This is a genomic window from Deltaproteobacteria bacterium (assembly GCA_016178705.1).
Taxonomy (GTDB): domain Bacteria; phylum Desulfobacterota; class Binatia; order HRBIN30; family JACQVA1; genus JACOST01.
In genome coordinates this window covers 11691-28265 of sequence record JACOST010000010.1, presented here as the reverse complement: position 1 = coordinate 28265, position 16575 = coordinate 11691, and the positions used below count along the sequence as shown (strand labels likewise).

21 protein-coding genes are annotated in these 16575 nt (G+C 63.9%); 14 read left to right on the top strand and 7 right to left on the bottom strand.

All coding sequences use genetic code 11. The features are described 5' to 3' along the window. Positions 1-151 precede the first annotated feature (151 nt). The 5 genes from HYR72_05830 to HYR72_05810 form a co-directional block, all read right to left on the bottom strand. On the bottom strand, positions 152-913 hold the full coding sequence (locus HYR72_05830) for a DUF3108 domain-containing protein (GenBank protein ID MBI1814477.1): 762 nt from the start codon (positions 911-913) through the stop codon (positions 152-154). A 328-nt stretch (positions 914-1241) separates the two neighbouring features. Beyond that, positions 1242-1589, bottom strand: a complete 348-nt coding sequence (locus HYR72_05825) for a type II toxin-antitoxin system PemK/MazF family toxin (GenBank protein MBI1814476.1) — start codon at positions 1587-1589, stop codon at positions 1242-1244. Positions 1590-2070: 481 nt separating this feature from the next. Beyond that, a complete protein-coding gene (locus HYR72_05820; GenBank protein ID MBI1814475.1) occupies positions 2071-3606 on the bottom strand; it encodes a long-chain-fatty-acid--CoA ligase in 1536 nt (511 codons plus the stop codon). Positions 3607-3613: 7 nt separating this feature from the next. After that, a complete protein-coding gene (locus HYR72_05815) occupies positions 3614-3928 on the bottom strand; it encodes a cupin (GenBank protein ID MBI1814474.1) in 315 nt (104 codons plus the stop codon). A 30-nt stretch (positions 3929-3958) separates the two neighbouring features. Continuing rightward, positions 3959-4894, bottom strand: a complete 936-nt coding sequence (locus tag HYR72_05810) for a hypothetical protein (protein MBI1814473.1) — start codon at positions 4892-4894, stop codon at positions 3959-3961. A gap of 78 nt (positions 4895-4972) precedes the next feature. On the opposite strand from HYR72_05810, the gene HYR72_05805 reads away from it, so the two are divergent. The 10 genes from HYR72_05805 to HYR72_05760 are packed head-to-tail and all read left to right on the top strand — an operon-like array spanning position 4973 to position 10764. Further along, positions 4973-5737, top strand: a complete 765-nt coding sequence (locus tag HYR72_05805; protein ID MBI1814472.1) for a helix-turn-helix transcriptional regulator — start codon at positions 4973-4975, stop codon at positions 5735-5737. Further along, positions 5737-6309: a 2-oxoacid:acceptor oxidoreductase family protein gene (locus HYR72_05800; GenBank protein MBI1814471.1), complete on the top strand. Its 573-nt coding sequence runs from the start codon at positions 5737-5739 to the stop codon at positions 6307-6309. The genes HYR72_05805 and HYR72_05800 overlap by 1 nt, the downstream gene beginning before the upstream one ends. Continuing rightward, positions 6306-6518, top strand: a complete 213-nt coding sequence (locus tag HYR72_05795) for a 4Fe-4S dicluster domain-containing protein (protein ID MBI1814470.1) — start codon at positions 6306-6308, stop codon at positions 6516-6518. The genes HYR72_05800 and HYR72_05795 overlap by 4 nt, the downstream gene beginning before the upstream one ends. Positions 6519-6563: 45 nt before the next feature. Next, positions 6564-7637 carry a hypothetical protein gene (locus tag HYR72_05790; GenBank protein ID MBI1814469.1) on the top strand — a complete coding sequence of 358 codons (1074 nt, stop codon included), beginning with the start codon at positions 6564-6566 and terminating at the stop codon, positions 7635-7637. A gap of 41 nt (positions 7638-7678) precedes the next feature. Continuing rightward, complete coding sequence (locus HYR72_05785) at positions 7679-8413, top strand: hypothetical protein (protein MBI1814468.1); 735 nt, start codon at positions 7679-7681, stop codon at positions 8411-8413. A 34-nt stretch (positions 8414-8447) separates the two neighbouring features. Beyond that, complete coding sequence (locus HYR72_05780) at positions 8448-8954, top strand: hypothetical protein (GenBank protein MBI1814467.1); 507 nt, start codon at positions 8448-8450, stop codon at positions 8952-8954. Positions 8955-8993: 39 nt separating this feature from the next. Then, positions 8994-9317 carry a ribosome assembly RNA-binding protein YhbY gene (gene yhbY, locus HYR72_05775; GenBank protein ID MBI1814466.1) on the top strand — a complete coding sequence of 108 codons (324 nt, stop codon included), beginning with the start codon at positions 8994-8996 and terminating at the stop codon, positions 9315-9317. A gap of 21 nt (positions 9318-9338) precedes the next feature. Next, a complete protein-coding gene (locus HYR72_05770; GenBank protein ID MBI1814465.1) occupies positions 9339-9977 on the top strand; it encodes an HAD family phosphatase in 639 nt (212 codons plus the stop codon). 24 nt (positions 9978-10001) lie between these two features. Beyond that, complete coding sequence (locus HYR72_05765; GenBank protein ID MBI1814464.1) at positions 10002-10382, top strand: DUF4234 domain-containing protein; 381 nt, start codon at positions 10002-10004, stop codon at positions 10380-10382. After that, positions 10363-10764: a DUF2752 domain-containing protein gene (locus HYR72_05760; protein MBI1814463.1), complete on the top strand. Its 402-nt coding sequence runs from the start codon at positions 10363-10365 to the stop codon at positions 10762-10764. The genes HYR72_05765 and HYR72_05760 overlap by 20 nt, the downstream gene beginning before the upstream one ends. An 83-nt stretch (positions 10765-10847) precedes the next feature. On the opposite strand, the gene HYR72_05755 is transcribed toward HYR72_05760, so the two are convergent. Beyond that, positions 10848-11144 carry a hypothetical protein gene (locus HYR72_05755; GenBank protein ID MBI1814462.1) on the bottom strand — a complete coding sequence of 99 codons (297 nt, stop codon included), beginning with the start codon at positions 11142-11144 and terminating at the stop codon, positions 10848-10850. 119 nt (positions 11145-11263) lie between these two features. After that, entirely contained in the window at positions 11264-12778 is a 1515-nt protein-coding gene (locus tag HYR72_05750; protein ID MBI1814461.1) for a hypothetical protein, read from the bottom strand. 201 nt (positions 12779-12979) lie between these two features. On the opposite strand from HYR72_05750, the gene HYR72_05745 reads away from it, so the two are divergent. From HYR72_05745 to HYR72_05730, 4 genes are all read left to right on the top strand, one after another. Next, positions 12980-14422: a hypothetical protein gene (locus tag HYR72_05745; protein MBI1814460.1), complete on the top strand. Its 1443-nt coding sequence runs from the start codon at positions 12980-12982 to the stop codon at positions 14420-14422. A 79-nt stretch (positions 14423-14501) separates the two neighbouring features. Further along, a complete protein-coding gene (locus HYR72_05740; GenBank protein MBI1814459.1) occupies positions 14502-14855 on the top strand; it encodes a 2Fe-2S iron-sulfur cluster binding domain-containing protein in 354 nt (117 codons plus the stop codon). After that, complete coding sequence (locus tag HYR72_05735; GenBank protein MBI1814458.1) at positions 14855-15544, top strand: FAD-dependent oxidoreductase; 690 nt, start codon at positions 14855-14857, stop codon at positions 15542-15544. Before HYR72_05740 ends, HYR72_05735 begins: the two co-directional genes overlap by 1 nt. Positions 15545-15554: 10 nt before the next feature. Continuing rightward, positions 15555-16565 carry a LamG domain-containing protein gene (locus tag HYR72_05730; protein ID MBI1814457.1) on the top strand — a complete coding sequence of 337 codons (1011 nt, stop codon included), beginning with the start codon at positions 15555-15557 and terminating at the stop codon, positions 16563-16565. Positions 16566-16575 lie beyond the last annotated feature (10 nt).

Below are 16575 nucleotides of genomic sequence, written 5' to 3'. Positions count from 1 at the left end.
TGCACTACCTTGGTCATGGGAGCCTCCCTTCTTGGTGCAACAATCTTGCGGCCACGTTTGGCGTGTCCCGCGTGCACAAGGTGAGGCTCCCATCTTTCTCAGCTCACTCCAACCGAACACATGGTAACTCTGCGGTGAAGCGTCGTGTCTCTCATCCGCTCGGCGGTGCGACCCACTGCTGCAGATCGCAGTTCACGGCGCCGATGAACACCTCGCTGCGGATGCGCACCACCGCGCGCACGGGCGCTTGCGATACCCACACAGTGGCGCGGCGCAAACGCCGATCCAGGCCAGTGCCGATCTTCCACACCTGCGGCTCGACGCGCCACGTCTTGAACGTGCCAGCCGGAACGGTGATCGTCTCCTCACCCGCAACCGACAGCTCGACTCGGTAGCGCGCTTCGCCGGTGAAGACTTCGTACCGCATGGTGTCGCCGATGCGCACGGGCTGCGCGAGCGCTCGGAAGATCGTCGTGATCGGATCGAGCACATCGGCATCTTGCACGTCGAGCACGGTGGTGTGGCCGCCATGATAGTACGTCCCGGTGGTCGCGAGTGACGCGAGTGACGATTGATCGAACGTCACTTCGGTGAGGCTGTGCTCGTGGTTGACTTCACGATCATAGCGAAACCCTTGCGGCGTGAGATCGTCGCCAGCGAAGATCGACGTCACCCGTGCCCGCAGGCTCCATAACAAGTCTACCAACCAACTGGTCTGCGCCGTCGCTTCGACGCGATAGCGCGGCTCCGGCCCGGCTTCGTCTTGGTTGATGCTCACCGTCGCATGCGCGGCAGGGATGCCGTTCCACGAGAGGCGATAGTCCAACCGTCCCGTCACGACTGGGCTGGCCTGCAGAGCACTCGGCAGGCACAGGGCGGCGATGATGACGGTAGCGACGATGCGAACGGTCATGCGCCTCTAAACGCAAGCGACGGCCTGGCGTTGCGGTCGGTCTATTGGCGCCAATGAGACAAGAAGGGAGTTCACCGCAGAGACGCCCGGGGGCAATGGGTCTAGTGATCCGCTCTCTCGACTCCTGCCACGATTGTCCGGCTTGGCGTCTTTGCGTCTTGGCGCGAGATGCGCGCACGTGTTCGAACCACCGCCTCGCCCCAGTGCGGATCGGGGATGGCAACAATGCTCGCCTCGCGGATGTGTCAGCAGAAAGCGTTCGATCTCGGCGCAACGTATGGGTCACATCTGGACATGGGCCTTCAGCCTCCAGACCGTTCTCCGTCCCTTACAGCAAAGCGAGCGCGGCGCGGAGGCCGTCGTTGACGCGTCGCAGTGCGGCGACTGAAAGCTCTCCGATCGGTTCGACGAGCTTGGCGCGATCGAGTGTGGTCACCTGGTGGCACAACGCGACGCTCTCCCGGCGCAGGCCGCCGGTTCCTTTGGGCAGCACGATGGCGGTCGGCCCCCGACGCCGTTGTTCCGCAGAGGTGGAGAGCGGCACCACGATGATCGACCGCCACGTCTCTACCCGGTTGAACCCATCGTGCGAAACAACCACGACGGGGCGACGCCCCGTCTGCTCGGAGCCCGACCGCGGCACGATGTCGGCCCAGAAGATATCGCCTCGCTTCACCGCTTGCCCCGCCTCCCACGCAGGTGTTCGATCGCGGCCCGCTCGAGGCCTCGATCGAGATCGGCTGTAGTCCCCGCCATCTCGGTGGCGTATGCCGCAATCGCTTCGTGGACGACCTGCCGCTCGTGCTCGTCGATCCAAGACTCGATCGCTTCGCGTGCCAGGCTCGTGGCGGGTCGCTTGGAACGTGTGGCGACGACACGCAAGCGATCATGAAGCGCCCCGGGCAAGGGCACGTGGAGGTTGCGATGCGCTCTTGTTGTCATGTCACGCGGTATGGCAGGAAACTATGGCTGATACAATGCCATCTCATAACGCGGGCGGTTGCCGGGACTGTCGATAAACTACGGGACGGCCCCCTTCGACGGGGCTCAGGACAGGCTTCGAGACGGCCCCGAAAAGATGGGGCCTCCTCAGGGCGAACGGAAATGTTCTTTGAAAACAATCACAGCACCGTTCGTCCTGAGGAGCCGCCGTCAGGTCACTGGCCCATCTGCTGGAGCAGCAGCTCTTTGAGCAGCGGCTTGTGCACCTGCTGCGACGCTGCGGTGCGCGGAAGGCTGGGCAGGAAACACACGTGCCGCGGCTTCTTGTAGCTCGCGAGGTGCGCGCGCACGTGTTCGATGACGTCCTCGGCGGTGAGCGTTGCGCCGTCATGCAGCACGACAGCGGCAACCACCGCTTCGCCCCAGTGCGGATCGGGGATCGAAACAATGCTCGCCTCGCGGATGTGCGGATGGGTCAGCAGGACGCGCTCGATCTCGACGGGGAAGATGCTTTCGCCGCCGCTGCGGATGACTTCCTTGCTGCGTCCGACGATGGAGAGGAATCCCTCCGCATCGAATGTTCCTAGATCGCCGGTGAGCACCCAGCCGTCGCGGATCGTGCGTGCCGTCTCCTCCGGATTGCGCCAGTATCCGAGCATCGTACACTCGCTGCGCGCGGCGATTTCACCGACGGCGCCATGTGCGACCTCACGGCCGGCGTCGTCGACGAGCCGCACTTCAACGTCGAGATAGGGCCGGCCCACGGTCTCGGGCTTACGCGTTACATCGCGAGGGCGAACGATGCTCACCGGTCCCGCCTCGGTCGAGCCGTAGAGGATCACCATGTTGCGGCAACCGAAACGGTTCATGATGTCGTGCACCTGCGCCGTGGTCATGGCGGCCGTGCCGCCGCCGAGCAGACGCAACGAGCTGACGTCGAAGCGATCGAAGTCGGGGAGTGCGAGCAGCGAGCGGAACACGGTAGGCACCGCGTAGAAGTACGTGACCCGCTCGCGCTCGATCGTCTCGAGGATGGCGCGCGGAGCTGCCTTCGGCATGATGACCGCCGTTCCCCCGTTGTGCCAGAAGCCCAACGGCAGCGCCCAGCCACCCATGTGAAACATCGGAAACATGCTGAGGACGATGTCGTCTGCGTTGAAGCCGAGTTGCAGATGCGAAAGCGTGCCCTGCAAGTAGTAGCTGCGGTGCGAGACCAAGGTGCCCTTGGGCGAGCCGGTGGTGCCGCTGGTGTAGAGCATGACGTGGGGATCGTGCTCGTCGATGCTGATGTCGAGATCGTCGGATGATTCGGCGTTGGCCAGACGGTCGAGGCAGAGATCATCTGCGGCGTCGAGATCGATTGAGATGAAGCGCCGCACCGAAGGTAAGCGGCGCACTGCGCGCAGCTCGGCGAGCAGTGCCGTGAACTCGCCGGCCACGAAGAAGGTCTCGGCCTCTGCGTGCGTGACGATAGTGGCCACTTCGTTGGCCGTGAAGCGCGCGTTGATGGGGACGACGATCGCGCCCAGCTTGATCACAGCAAAGTAGATGATCGGATACGCAGCGCAATTGTTCGCCATGACGGCGACGCGATCGCCGCGGCGCACACCCAGGCGCTGCAGCGCGCGCGCGAGCTGATTCGACCGTCGGTGAAATGCACCGTAGGTCACGCGATCGCTGCCGACGATGTACGCCGTCTTGTCGCCGCGGACCGCGGCGTTGCGACGAAGAATGTCTCCAAGTAGCAGCATCGGGTGTCTACTTCAGTTCGATCAGGATCTCGCGGTAGCGCCGCTGGCCGACGTTCACGGCTGTCTCGATTCCACCGCGCGTGAGATAGCTCACCTTGCCGGGCTGCGCCTGTACTTCGATGTACTGCGTGTACTTGCCGCTCGAGTCTGGTTCAGGAGCGGCCGCGATGCGGTCGCCTTCGATTTGCACGATCAGGTAGTCCAGGTCATGCCGATGGACGTCGGACCGTGCTCCCGGTTCGAGATCCAACTCCCACACCCGAACCCGATCGTTTTCGAGCACCAGCTTGGTGCCGACGTTACCGAGGACGCGCTGGTCCATGACGTTCATCCTTTCTGTCCTCTCGACTGGTCAATATCCCGCTGCGACATCGACGACGCCAATGAGCGGTTGGTGTGCTTGATAGCGCCGCACGTTGTCGATGAAAGCGTCGATCAGTAAATCGGCAGCGCCGGGCATCGACCACGAAGTGTGGGGGCTGAGGCGCACCCGCGGATGTCCATACATCCAGTGGCCGTCGGGAAGCGGCTCGGGCTCAACCGCGTCGAGTGACGCCATCGCCACTTGGCCGTCATCGAGCGCTACACGCAACGCGTCCTGATCGACGAGCGCACCGCGCGCGACGTTGACGAGGTGAACCCCGGGCTTGACGACGGCGAACAGTTCGCGATCGAACAGATGACGTGTGGCCGCCGTGGCGGGCGCAGCGATCACGACATGGTCGGCCGACGCTACGAGTTCCGGCAGGGAACGCACAACCTCGACGCCTGCGATTTCCGACGGCGCCGCCGAGCGACGATACGCCTGCACGCGCATGCCGAATGGGAGCGCGCGTTGTGCCACGGCCGAACCGATGCCACCGAGCCCGATCAGTCCCAAGGTCTTGCCGTGCAGCGTGCCGAGGTCGGCGCGACTCCAACCTTTCTCCGGCACGCTCCGAATCCACGATTCCGGCAGGTGCTTCTCGAAGGCGAGCATGGTGGCCAGCGTCCATTCTGAAATCGGAATGGCGCTGCCGCCGCGCGAGCAGGTAAGCGTTTGCCCGTCGAGCAGATTAAAGGGAAACGCGTCGACGCCGGTGCCGAGGGCGTGAATCCAGCGGATTCCTCTGGCTAGAACCTGGCGGAGGTTCGGCGAGGCCCACGGATAGGTGAGCAACACTTCGCCGCGCGCATCCGCCGGCAGCTCACCCTCTGTCGGAATCGACACGAGTTCAATCTCGCGCAGCGCCGCCATCACCTTCGCGGCAATTGCGGGGCGAATCTGGTGGAGGACCTTCATCGCCACGTTCGCCTGTTTCGCATATCGAACCCCATTGTCGATTCCCTCTTGCGATTGCGTACGGTGTACGCTACTCAGTGCGCAATGACTCGTCAAGTGCGCACGCGGGCTCCGGGGAAGGCGCGCTCCCCTAAAGCGCTTGCCGATTCCCGTCTGACGCGCGCCCGCATCCTCACCGCCGGCCTCGATCTACTCGCCCGCGAAGGGGTCGCGGGGTTGAGCATGCGGACGCTCGCGGAGGCGTTGGGGACTGCGCCGATGTCGCTCTACCGGCACGTCCACAGCAAGGACGAGTTGTTGAGCGCGATTGTCGCCGGGGTGCTCGAACAGTTGGATCTCGATCTGCGCACGCGTGGTGCGTGGACGGATCAAGCGGCGGCGTGGATGCACTCGCTGCGCAATCAACTCCACCGATCACCGGCGGTCGTGTCGATCCTGATGCAACACGGCCACTACACGCCGGCGATGTTGCGCGCGACCAACACGCTACTAGGCATTTTGCGGGCCGCCGGCTTTGATCGCCGCGCCGCGGTGCGGGCGTGGCGGGAAATCATGTGGAGTACGCTCGCTTTCGTGTCCTCCGAGATCCGCGGCCCGGCCTTCTCTCCCTCCTTCTACATGCAGGCGATCGATGAATCGCAACGGGTATCGGCCAAAGCTCTCCGAGCGGACGAAGTTGCCGAGGTCGTGGCACACATGCCCCATCTGAGGACACGAGACCTCGACGACGTGTTCGCGCATATTGTGAAGCATCTGCTAGCCGGCCTCGCCGCCGAGCTGGCCGAAACGGCATCGCATCGCGAGGGCGCTCGGAACACGCACGCCCGAATGGCAGCGGGAGCGCGTTGATGGAGCGCGAGATCATCTTCACCGGCATCGGCGGTCAAGGCATTCAACTGATGGCGAAGGTGCTGGCACAAGCCGCGGCGACAGAAGGGAAGCACGCGATGCTCTTCGGCGTCTACGGTGGGGCGATGCGCGGCAGCGCGAGCGAATCGACACTGGTCATCGGTGCTGATGAGATCCAAGCGCCGCCAATCGTCCCACAGTGCTGGAGCGTGGTGGCCATGCATCCGAAGTCGCTGGCGACGCTGATGCCCAAGCTACGATCCGACGGCCAGCTTTTTCTCAATCAAACATTGGTGCCGGAGGTTTCCGGCGCCAATGTCCCGAGCGTGGCGATACCGGCGACGCGGTTGGCCGAACAGGCGGGGAGTATGATGGGTGCGGGAATGATTATGCTGGGGGCGTTCGCTGAGCATACGCGATTGGTCGGCGTCGAGAACCTAGTTACAGCAATGCGCGCGTCGCTACCGGCGCATCGCCAGCAGCTCGCTGACAAGAACGCGCAACTCCTCATCGTCGGCGCCAACTACGCAAGTGCCGAGTCACGACTCACGACTCACGACTCACGAGCATGACCGCCACCGTCACTATCGATCAGGAAACCTGCAAGGGCTGCGTGCTCTGCATTCCCGTCTGCCCACCCAAGGTGCTGGAAATGTCGACGGCGGTGAACAGCAAAGGATATCGCTATCCGATTTTGCACGACGGTTGCACCGGTTGCGAGCTGTGCGCCAAAGTGTGCCCGGATTTCTGCTTTGAAGTCTATCGGGAGAGTGGGCAGTAGGCAGAAGGCAGTATGCAGACCGAACTCAGAATTGATCGGACCCTCATGGAAGGGTCCGCGGCGATGGCGGAAGCCGCGGTGCGTGCGGGGTGCCGCTTCTACGCGGGCTATCCGATTACGCCGTCGACGGAAATTCTCGAGTACATGTCGACGCGCATGCCACAGGTCGGTGGCGTATGCATGAACGCAGAAAGTGAAATCGAAGCCATCGGCATGGTGTGGGGCGCGGCCGGCTGCGGCGTGCGGGCGATGACGGCCTCAACCGGCCAAGGCATCAGTCTGATGCAAGAGAGCTTCGCCGAGTTGGCCAACGCCCAGATCCCGGTGGTCACCGTGAACATGTGCCGCGGCCAAGGCGACTACTTCCAATCGACCCGCGGCGGTGGGCACGGGGACTATCGCTTCATCGTGCTGGCGCCGTCGTCGGCACAGGAGGCCGCCGATCTGGCGCAGCTCGCGTTCGATCTCGCGGACAAGTGGCGCAATCCGGTCATGATCATGGGCGACTTCCTATTGTCGCACACCTCGGAGATTGTCGAGTTTCATGAAACCGTTGCGCAACGATCGGCGGACAAGAGTTGGGCGATCACTGGTGCTCGGGGGCGTCGCGGCATTACCCTCTCTCCGCTCGGGCCGTCGGAGAAGCTCTCGACCGATATCGCGACAACGCTGGCGCATGCGATCGACAAGCACGCGGCCATCAAGGCCGAGGAGGTGCGCGTTGACACCGGCTATCTCGACGATGCGGAGCTGGTGGTCGTCGCCTTCGGTTTTCCCGGCCGCTTTGTGAAGTACGCGGTGATGCTGGCACGCGAGCGCGGTCTGCGTGTCGGTTATGTCCGGCCGATTACGTTGTGGCCGTTTCCAACTCAGGCGGTTGCTGCCGCCGCCGAGCGGGCGCAAGCGGTGGCGGTGTTCGAACTCAACGCCGGGCAGATGATCGAGGATGTCCAACTCGCGGTCCTCGGCCGCGCGCCGGTGCATGCGATCGGCGGCATCAGCCACGACCACTCGGGTTTCGGCGTCGGTCCGCTGCTCAACGTGGAGTACATCCTCAAGCGCATCGAAGAGGTCTATCCGAAGAAGGGTTCAAGGGTTCAGGGGAACCTTGGACTTTGAACCTTGAACCTTGGACCTTGGGAAGGAGCGCAGCGATGGAAATGCAGAAGGTGTTCGAGAAACCCGATCTGCTGCTCAAGACCGAGCATTCACTCTGTCCGGGCTGCGGCGAGCCGGTCGCATTGCGCATCATCTTGGAGCTGATCCAAGAGCTAGGGCTGCGCGATCGCACCATCTGTGTGGCCGGCATCGGCTGCTACACCGCGTTTCCGATGATCATGGATGTCGATGTCATGCAGGCGCTCCACGGCCGCGCGCCGTCGGTTGCCACCGGCGTCAAGCGCGTGCGCCCCGACGCGTTTGTCTTCACCATGCAAGGCGACGGCGACATGATCTCGGAGGGATTGCAGGAAGTGATTCACAGTGCGGCGCGAGGCGAGAAGTTCACCGCCATCGTCTTCAACAACGCCGTGTTCGGCGAGACCGGCGGACACATGACCGCCGCGACGGTGTTGGGGCAGCACACCAAGACCACGGTTGGTGGGCGCGACCGCGAGCGTCACGGTAACCCGATCAAGATCAGCGAGCTGCTCGCGCAACTCGACGGCGCCGCATATGTCGCGCGCGCCGCGGTGCACACGCCATCGGGCATCAAGCTCACGAAGCAGTACTTGCACGACGCCTTCCGCGCACAACTCGAGGGCAAGGGATTCTCGCTGGTCGAGATCTTGACAATGTGTCCGACCGACTGGTTCGTCACGCCCGATCAAGGGCCAGCGTTCCTGGAGGAGAAGCTGAAGCCGATCTATCCGCTTGGGGTCATCAAGTCTCTCTGACTTGATCGCCACGTCGCGCGAGAGGAGCCGCCTCATGGAGACGACCGTCACTGAACCCGACGCCAGCACACCGCGCCTCGCCTTCGTTCATCTCGACGATGTGCCCTGGACCGAAGTCATCGCCCAGATGCACGGTGAGCGGCGCGTCTCGGTGCACGAGAAATTTCTCGAGTGGAACGCGAAGCGGATGGTCGTGCTCGGACGCTACGACCCCAATGTGGTCATCGAGCGGCACGGCCATTGTAGTGATCACTTGGTCTTCGTGCTCGAAGGCGATCTGATGGTTGGTGATCGCCACTGTCCGCGCGGTACGCTGATCGTGCTTGAACTCGGCGCGAAGTTCGGGCCGTTGATTGCTGGCCCGCGCGGTGCGCTGCTGTTCGAGACCTGGGCGGGCGATCCGCGCCCGGTGCCCGACGACAAGGAGCAGTACCACGCGCTCTTGAAGGAGAAGGGCATCGTGCGCTTGCCCAATCCGCCAATCAGGAAGCCGGCGACCGCACCGAAACAGACCGACGATGGCAAGGATCTCTATTCCTGAGGATTGCGGCCGCGGCGGCACTAGGTCAGATTGTCCGCCATGGCGGCGTTGGCTCTCTCCTCGCGACAGGTGCGGCGGTTGCGTGCGCTGGCGCATCATCTGAAACCGTTGGTGCAGTTGGGTCAGGACGGACTGAGCCCCGGCATTGTCCAGGCCGTCGAGCGCGCGTTGTTGGATCACGAGTTAATCAAGGTGCAGATGCGGCAACCGCAGGACAAGGAAGCGGTGGGGCGCGCAGTCGCCGACGCCACCGGCGCCGCGCTCTGCGGGCTGGTCGGCCACACCGTCATCCTCTATCGGCCGCACCCGGACAAACCGCGGATTGAGCTCGATCCGTCGAAGGCCACGAAGGTTCCATCGTGACCCGATCCGCGGCGGCCGCGTATGGCTGAGGTGGCCGGGATGCAGTACCGCGCGGTCCTGTTCGATCTCGGCGGAGTCGTGGTCGGCTCGCCGCTGCACGCGATCACGGCGTATGAGCGCGCGCACGCCATTCCCTCCGGATTCATCAATCGAGTCGTAGTGGACACCGTGCCAAGTGGTGGCTGGTCGCGGCTGGAGCGCGGTGAGTTGACGCTGGAAGAATTCTATCCGGTCTTCGACGGCGACTGTGCCGCGGCCGGCGTCGCCATCTCCGCGCGAGAACTCATGGGTTTGGTGGCGCAAGTGATCGCGCCACGGCCGGCGATGCTCGAAGCGATCCGTCGCATCCGTGCCCATGGACTACTGACCGGTGCGATCACCAACAACTGGGTCGCCGAAGACGGCGGCACGCATGCGCTGAAGCCGCACTTCGACGCCTTCATCGAGTCGGCAGTCGTCGGTGTGCGCAAACCCGATCCGCGGATCTTTCACCTCGCTTGCGACCAGCTCGGCATTGCGCCGGCCGACGCCGTCTTCCTCGATGACATCGGCAGCAACCTCAAGACCGCCAGAGTGCTTGGCATGACGACGATCAAAGTCGATCATCCAGATACCGCACTCGTCGAGCTGCAAACGCTGCTCGGTTTTCCGCTCGTGTGACTTCAGGGAGAAGGAGAGGGTCTGATGCAGAACATGCCGCCTCATCCGATCGATGCGAGCGATGCGGTTAGCAACGTCGCGGTGGATCTCCTCCTCACGGTGGTCACCTGCGGCATCTACAATGTGTTCTGGCAGCGGCGCCAGTTTCGCGTGTTGAACGCGTTTCTCGGTCGCGAAGAGTTCCGCTTCGTCACCTGGCTCTTGCTGTCGCTGGTAACGTGCGGGATTTACCACATGTACACCGAGTACCTGATGGGCCGCGCCATCACCGCGATCCAGCGCGATCTCGGCGAACCACCGGTCGAGAATTTATCGCTGATCAGCCTAATGCTCTCGGTGGTGGGACTCACTGTCGTTGCCGATGCGATTCAGCAAAGTGAGATCAATGGCTTCTTTGAAACGTAGCCGCGACCAGATCCGGCTGATGCGTGCGGGGTTGCTGGTCCTGGGCTTGGCGGCGGTTGGCAACGCGCTGAACGTGTGGAACGTTCACGATGTGATCGGACGACTTCCGAGTGTCTGCCTCTTTCACGCGCTGACTGGCTACGACTGTCCAGGATGCGGAATGGGTCGTGCGCTGTTGCTCCTGACTCAGGGGCGGATCATCGCGTCACTCCACCAGCATCCCTTCGGAGTTCCCTTAGTGGCGTGGGCCGCGGGGTGGACACTCTTGCCGGAAGGCGTGTTCGCTTCGCTTCATCGGCATCGACTGCTGCGGAGCAACGCACTTGCCGCCGTCGCGGCTGGGTTAGTCATCCTCTGGTGGTTGGTGACGAAAGTTGCGTGAAGGAGTTCCGCGCCTCGCTCGATCGGGGCTGCGTGCATCGCGTGGGCGGAGCTGCCGCGCGCGGCGACAGCTGTGTCGCTACATCACGGTGTGGGTATTGCCTGGGAATGCCCGCCGAGAATTTCTTGCGGCTTGAGCAGGCGGGCGTCCGTGGGGCCACTGGCAACGCGGACCCATTGCGAGGCGCCTGCGGACTCGGGTTGCAACTGCCAGAGATCGCCGGTTGCCGAGTCGAGCAGTAGGCGGGCGGGCAGGGGATTCGCCTCAAGGACGAGCTGGAAGCGGGCCCCAGCGTTGATCAAACCCTTATTGGCGAAGTTGTCGTTGTTACAGCCGCCGTCGTTGCATGCGGCTGCGACGCCAACGCTCAAGACGCTCATGAGAACGATCCGATGGTGCGCGATCCACATGGCTTCCTCCGCGATCTTCACATGCCTCAGTGGCCAGCGAAGAACTAGCGGCGCAGCCGCTCGGCGTCAAAGGGTCGGACCGGTAGGAGCTATTGCGGCGGTGTGCAGAAGAGCGTCAGCAGATTACGCGACGGGGTCGTCGTGGTGTTGGCGGTGACGAGCACCGTGCGGACGCCGCGCAACGTGCGGGTTCCGACCGTTCGCAACGGCACGACGACGTCGACGAAGCCGGTGCACGCGTTGGCGGAGGTGGCCGCCGGATTGTACGCGACCTGCGCGCCTGATTGCGTCCCGATCGATCCAGGATCTGCCGTACTAAGAGCGGTGAGCAGATTCGTCGCGTTGGCGCTGTCAGTCGCATTCGTGCTCGTCGGCAGCGGTCGGAGGAGTTTGACGTTGGTTATCGATGCCGCGGAGCACGACACGCGCGGATCCTGACTGTTCAAGCAGGCGGCGATGTGGAAAGTGCAGGCACCATCCGCAGTGGCGTCGAAGTCGCAGAACGGTTGGCCGTCACTGCAGGTCACCGTCCGTCCGGGCAAACCCACGGTGGTGTGGGTGAGATTTGGATAGACCAACCATTCGAACGTGCACTTGCTGAGGCCGCTCAATCCGGCCACGCAGTTGCCCGGTGTCGTATCCGTGCAATCGGCCGCCGGTGTACACGGGACGCTATCGATGCACCCGTTGCTGAGGTTCGACCAGAACGAGTTGGTGGTGCCGATGGGCAGATCGACGCTACAGGCGTATGAGGTGCAGATGTCGGCGTTCTCCTGTCCATCGCGATTGCTATACCAACCACTGTTGCCGACTGGCGGTGAATCGGGGTCGGTGACCAGCTCGACGAGTTCGTGCGAGCCGACGGATTGGAGCGCTTTGCCGGGCGTGTCGTTCGCATCGACAAAGCAAGTGTAGAAGTTCTGGTTGCAAGGGTAGGGCAACACCGCGTAGCGAAACGGGGCGGCGAACGTGCCGAAACTGTCGTGATAGCCGCAGAACACGAAGTTCGATCCGCCGCAGCCGGTTTCGCCCCCGATGTCGACCGGCACGCCCTTCGCCGGCACCACGATATAAACCATGTCGTCGGTTCGCGTCGGCGCGCGGCCGGCGGCGATCTCATCCTGGATCATTTGTTGGATCGTTGCATCGGGCAGCGGATTCGGTGGCGCGCTGGCGATGATGTCGGGCGCCATGCTGTCCAGGGTCGTGGTGCCGTACGCCTGACCCGGTACTCCATATTCATTCCACGCACACGCGTAGCCGCTGCTGCCGACTTGCTGGTAGAAGCTCAGGAGGTCAGCCTTGGCGGACAGATGTTCAGGATCGCTGTTCCATTGAGAACCCCAGAAGATGAGAAACACGTCGGGGTTCGTGACCAGTTTTCCACCGTGGTACGTCAGCGGATTGCGCGGTGGGCGGCACTGGGACCCGGGTCGAACCACAGAATCGGCTCCCAAAGGCGCAAAGTCGGCCGCGCCGCCCGCCGTGTTGAACTGCACGGCGGCCTCGCTCGCGACCGCCGGGCGTGGTGCACGTTTGCCGCGCGGGGTCGCGCCCGCGGGCAGGGCCGATAGCGTGAGGAGCACGAGGACTGCGAGCCGCATCGATCGTCCGATCATAGCCACAGAGTATGCGGGGCGATCGCGGGGCAGTCAAAGCGAATTTGTGCGAGCACGGCCCTGCGGAACGCCGGCAAGGCAAAAGCATCGGCCGCCGCTTCCGCTGTTTTGCTGCGCGCCGCTTCGCCGCTCGTGTTCGCGCCTTCGACAGCGTACAATCGCTAGCACGAGATGGAGAGATCACCCATGATTTGTCGCCGAGTTTCTGCAGCAACCGTGAGCATTGCCTGCGCGTTGTTTGCCGCCGCAACGCTCGCGGGCGACCTACCGCGTTCGGCGACGCGCTCGTTTGCGTTCCCCGCGGCACTCGCCGATGGCCTGGTCGGTGATCTGGTGACACCGGCCAACAACACGAGTCATCTCGGCATCGGCGACGGTCATGTTGCGATCGGCCGGCTGCCAGTCCCGATGCCCGAGCGCGCCGGTCGGCGTGCCCGGCTGCGCCGGGGCCGCGACCTGTTCATGCGGCCGACGGACGAGCCGCCGCACGTGCGGCTGCTGCTACGTGGCGTTGTTGATGCCAACGGCAATGCCGTCAGCAACCAGGGCAATCATCTTGTGATCAGCGCCGTAGTGACGCCGGAAGGGGCGGCGAGTACTGCGCCGCCGTTCTCCGTCAGTTTCGATCTCGCGGACGGCAATGCGTTCGTTGATACCCCGCTGCCGATTCACACGCTCGCCGACGCGGCCGTCAAGGTGCAGATCCTCGCCGTTTCGGTGCTCGATCCGAACGAGCAAACGTTTGCGGTCCTCGGCTTCGAGCTGGCTGCGGCGCCGCCCGAGCCGACGCCGGTTGCGACGCCGACGCCGGGCGGTACGCCGAGCGCCAGTGGGCAATGCTTCATCGGGCCGCGTTGTGCCGGGCCGTCGTTCCAAGCTTCGCGCGAGCGCTGTTGTCATTTCACCCATGGTGATACGCAGCCGCTCGATATCACTTCGTGGTGTCCGGCCGATCAGTTTGATCCGGCGACCGGGCGCTGTGTTGCCGAAGCGTGCGCATCGTGCGGACCGCTGCCGCCGCCGTTGACGTGTGGCGAACGCGAAGAGTGTAGCGGCGCCTGCCAGGTCCAATGTGAAGACGGACATACCGTGGCCGGTGTGTGTCACGGCGATTTGACCTGCGCCTGCAGTGCAACCTGCGCATCGCCGCCGCCGACTCCCGAGCCGTGCGAGGCGCGCAACCTGTGCGGCGGACCGTGCAAGCTGGTGTGCCCCGACGGCTCGACGGCCGCCGGTGTCTGCGGCGACCATTTGCGGCACCACGAGCCAGGCGGCTGTGCATGCATCGCCCCGTGCGCACCGCCACCGACGATTCCACCGCCGCCTCACGGTCACATCTGTTGCCAATGTGCGGAGCCGTTGAGCGCATGCTTCGAGATTCCGTTCGTCGAGGTCGAGCCGATCTGCCCGCGCGGTTGCCTGACGGTCGTCAATGGCGACTGTGACGAGCAGAGCCATTCGTGTGTGCCGCCCAAACCGTGCATGTCCGATCAAGACTGCGACGATGGCAACGGATGCACGATTGATCACTGCTCGGCCGGCAGCTGCAGCCACGAGTGTGTGTGCGTCGGGCCGTTCGGCTGTCGTCCAGGGCCCGGCGGTGATGTCCATCCCGGACCACGTCACTAAGCAGTCAGCAGTTACTCCCTTAAGGTGCCCGGCGAGACTGACTCGCCTCGCTGGGACCCGGATGCTACAAGCGCCACTGATGGCGAAACTGCGCGTCCTATACGAAACCGGCGACCCCGAACGCGTGATCGAGTTCGATCCCCGCAAGGCCCCATTTCAGCACGACGGCCTACCGGGCTCGGTGCTCGATGTGCTGCTGGGGCACGATCTCCATCTCGATCATGCCTGCGGTGGCAATTGCGCGTGCACCACCTGCCACGTGGTCGTGAAGGGCGGCGCTGAGCATCTCTCGGAGAGTTCCGAGAGTGAAGAAGATCTCCTCGACAAGGCGCCCGGCCTGACACCGACTTCACGGCTCGGCTGCCAGGCGGTGATTGAGGCCGATGCCGAAGTGGTGGTGCTGATTCCGCGGTTCACCATCAATCAACAGTAATGAGTCCGTACCTCAGCGTCATTGAGCGCGTCGTCGAACACACGCCCGACACTCGCTCGCTGTTCCTGCGCGTGCCGACGGATCGCAGCTTCCGTTTCATTCCGGGACAGTTCATCTCGTTGCAACTGACCATCGATGGCCACAGCCTGGTGCGGCCGTACTCGATCGCGTCGGATCCGGAGCAGTCCGGCGTGTTGGAGATCTGTCTCAACATCGTTCCGGGCGGTCTCGTGAGCGCGTATCTGTTCAGTCTCCGCGTCGACGCACCGCTGTCGTTCACGGGACCGTGGGGCACCTTCACGCTCGCGGGCCCTCCGACAGTGGAGACCGTTTTCATCGCTGATGGCACCGGCATCGCCCCCATCCGTCCAATGCTGCGGCGCGCGTTGGCAACCGAACGCGCTGCGCCCGTGCGCTTGCACTATCGTGCGCAGTCGGAGGCAGAGCTGTTGTACCTCGCCGAATGGCAGGCACTGGCGCAACAGCATCGGTGGTTCAGCTTCGAGCCGATCATCGCACCGTCGTGTGCGGTGCTGCTGGAGCGCATGCAAGCCCGCTACGTCGCGGCGGATCAGGATCGCGGGCGCAGCTTCTACATCTGTGGCGTCGGCGACGTCGTTACCCGCTTGCGCGACACGTTGCGCGGCGCGGGCTACGCGCGACGCGCAGTGCAATACGAAAAGTGGTAGTGAACAAATCATGTCGTCCACCGCGCGCTGGATCGCTGGCCTGGTCGGTATCGTCACCCTGATTGCGGGCGCCGTCGCGTTGCGGCGTTATGTCGCGACCACCCAGCCCCCGCCCTTGGCGGAGCCGGTCGCGCGCCGGATGGGGTGGACGCCGGCGGTGCCGCGTCGGGCGCAACCCGAGTACGAAGCTGGCGGTGACGAGGCGGACAACGGCGGCGGAAGCGCGCCGCGTGAAACAAACGCCGCGCCCGGCGCACCGCCCATTGAGCCCGCCGTGCGAACGTCAACGGACACATCGGTGACCCCAGCCCCTGGTCGCGGAGGTGCGGCCAAGGTGGCGAAGATCGAACAGACCGACGAGGCCGTCGAAGCTGCACCCGCCAAGCGTTCCGAGAAGGACAAGACCGGTCCGGCGCTGATGCTGAGCTTCGACGGTACGGTGTCCGCCGCGGATCAGACCGCTCCAGCGATTCAGCAGGACATCGAATTCGATCGCAGCTCGGGTGCGGCCTTGTTTCCCTCCGCGGCGGTGTTGGCGTTCGCCGACTCCGGCGGGGTTGATCCCGCAAGCAGCACGATCGCGCTCTGGATACGGCGCGAGACTGACCCGGAGGATGGTAAGGGGCGCGGGCTGGTCGAGTTGCTTCCCGGCACGTGGCAGAACCGGCTCGAGTTGGGGATGGGACCGCACTACATCCGCTTCCTGTTCACCCCGGACGACGGCCGCGAGCTCAGTGTCGGCAGCGGGATCGAGTTCGCGAAAGGCGAATGGCATCACGTGGCCATCACCTGGGGCGATGCGTTGATGTCGCTCTATATCGACGGCGCGCTGAAGGATGACCGCACGTTCGAAAGCGCGTTCAATCCGCCTCTGCAAACGCCGCTTTATATCGCGTCTTCGGTTAAGGGAGTCTCCGCGGAAGCCGCGCCGATCTCGCTACGCAGTTTCGTCGTGCTGCAGCACAGCGCTCCGGCTGAGGAGATCGCCGCGTTGATGTCGGAGACCGCTCCGCCAAAGTAGATCGAACGCC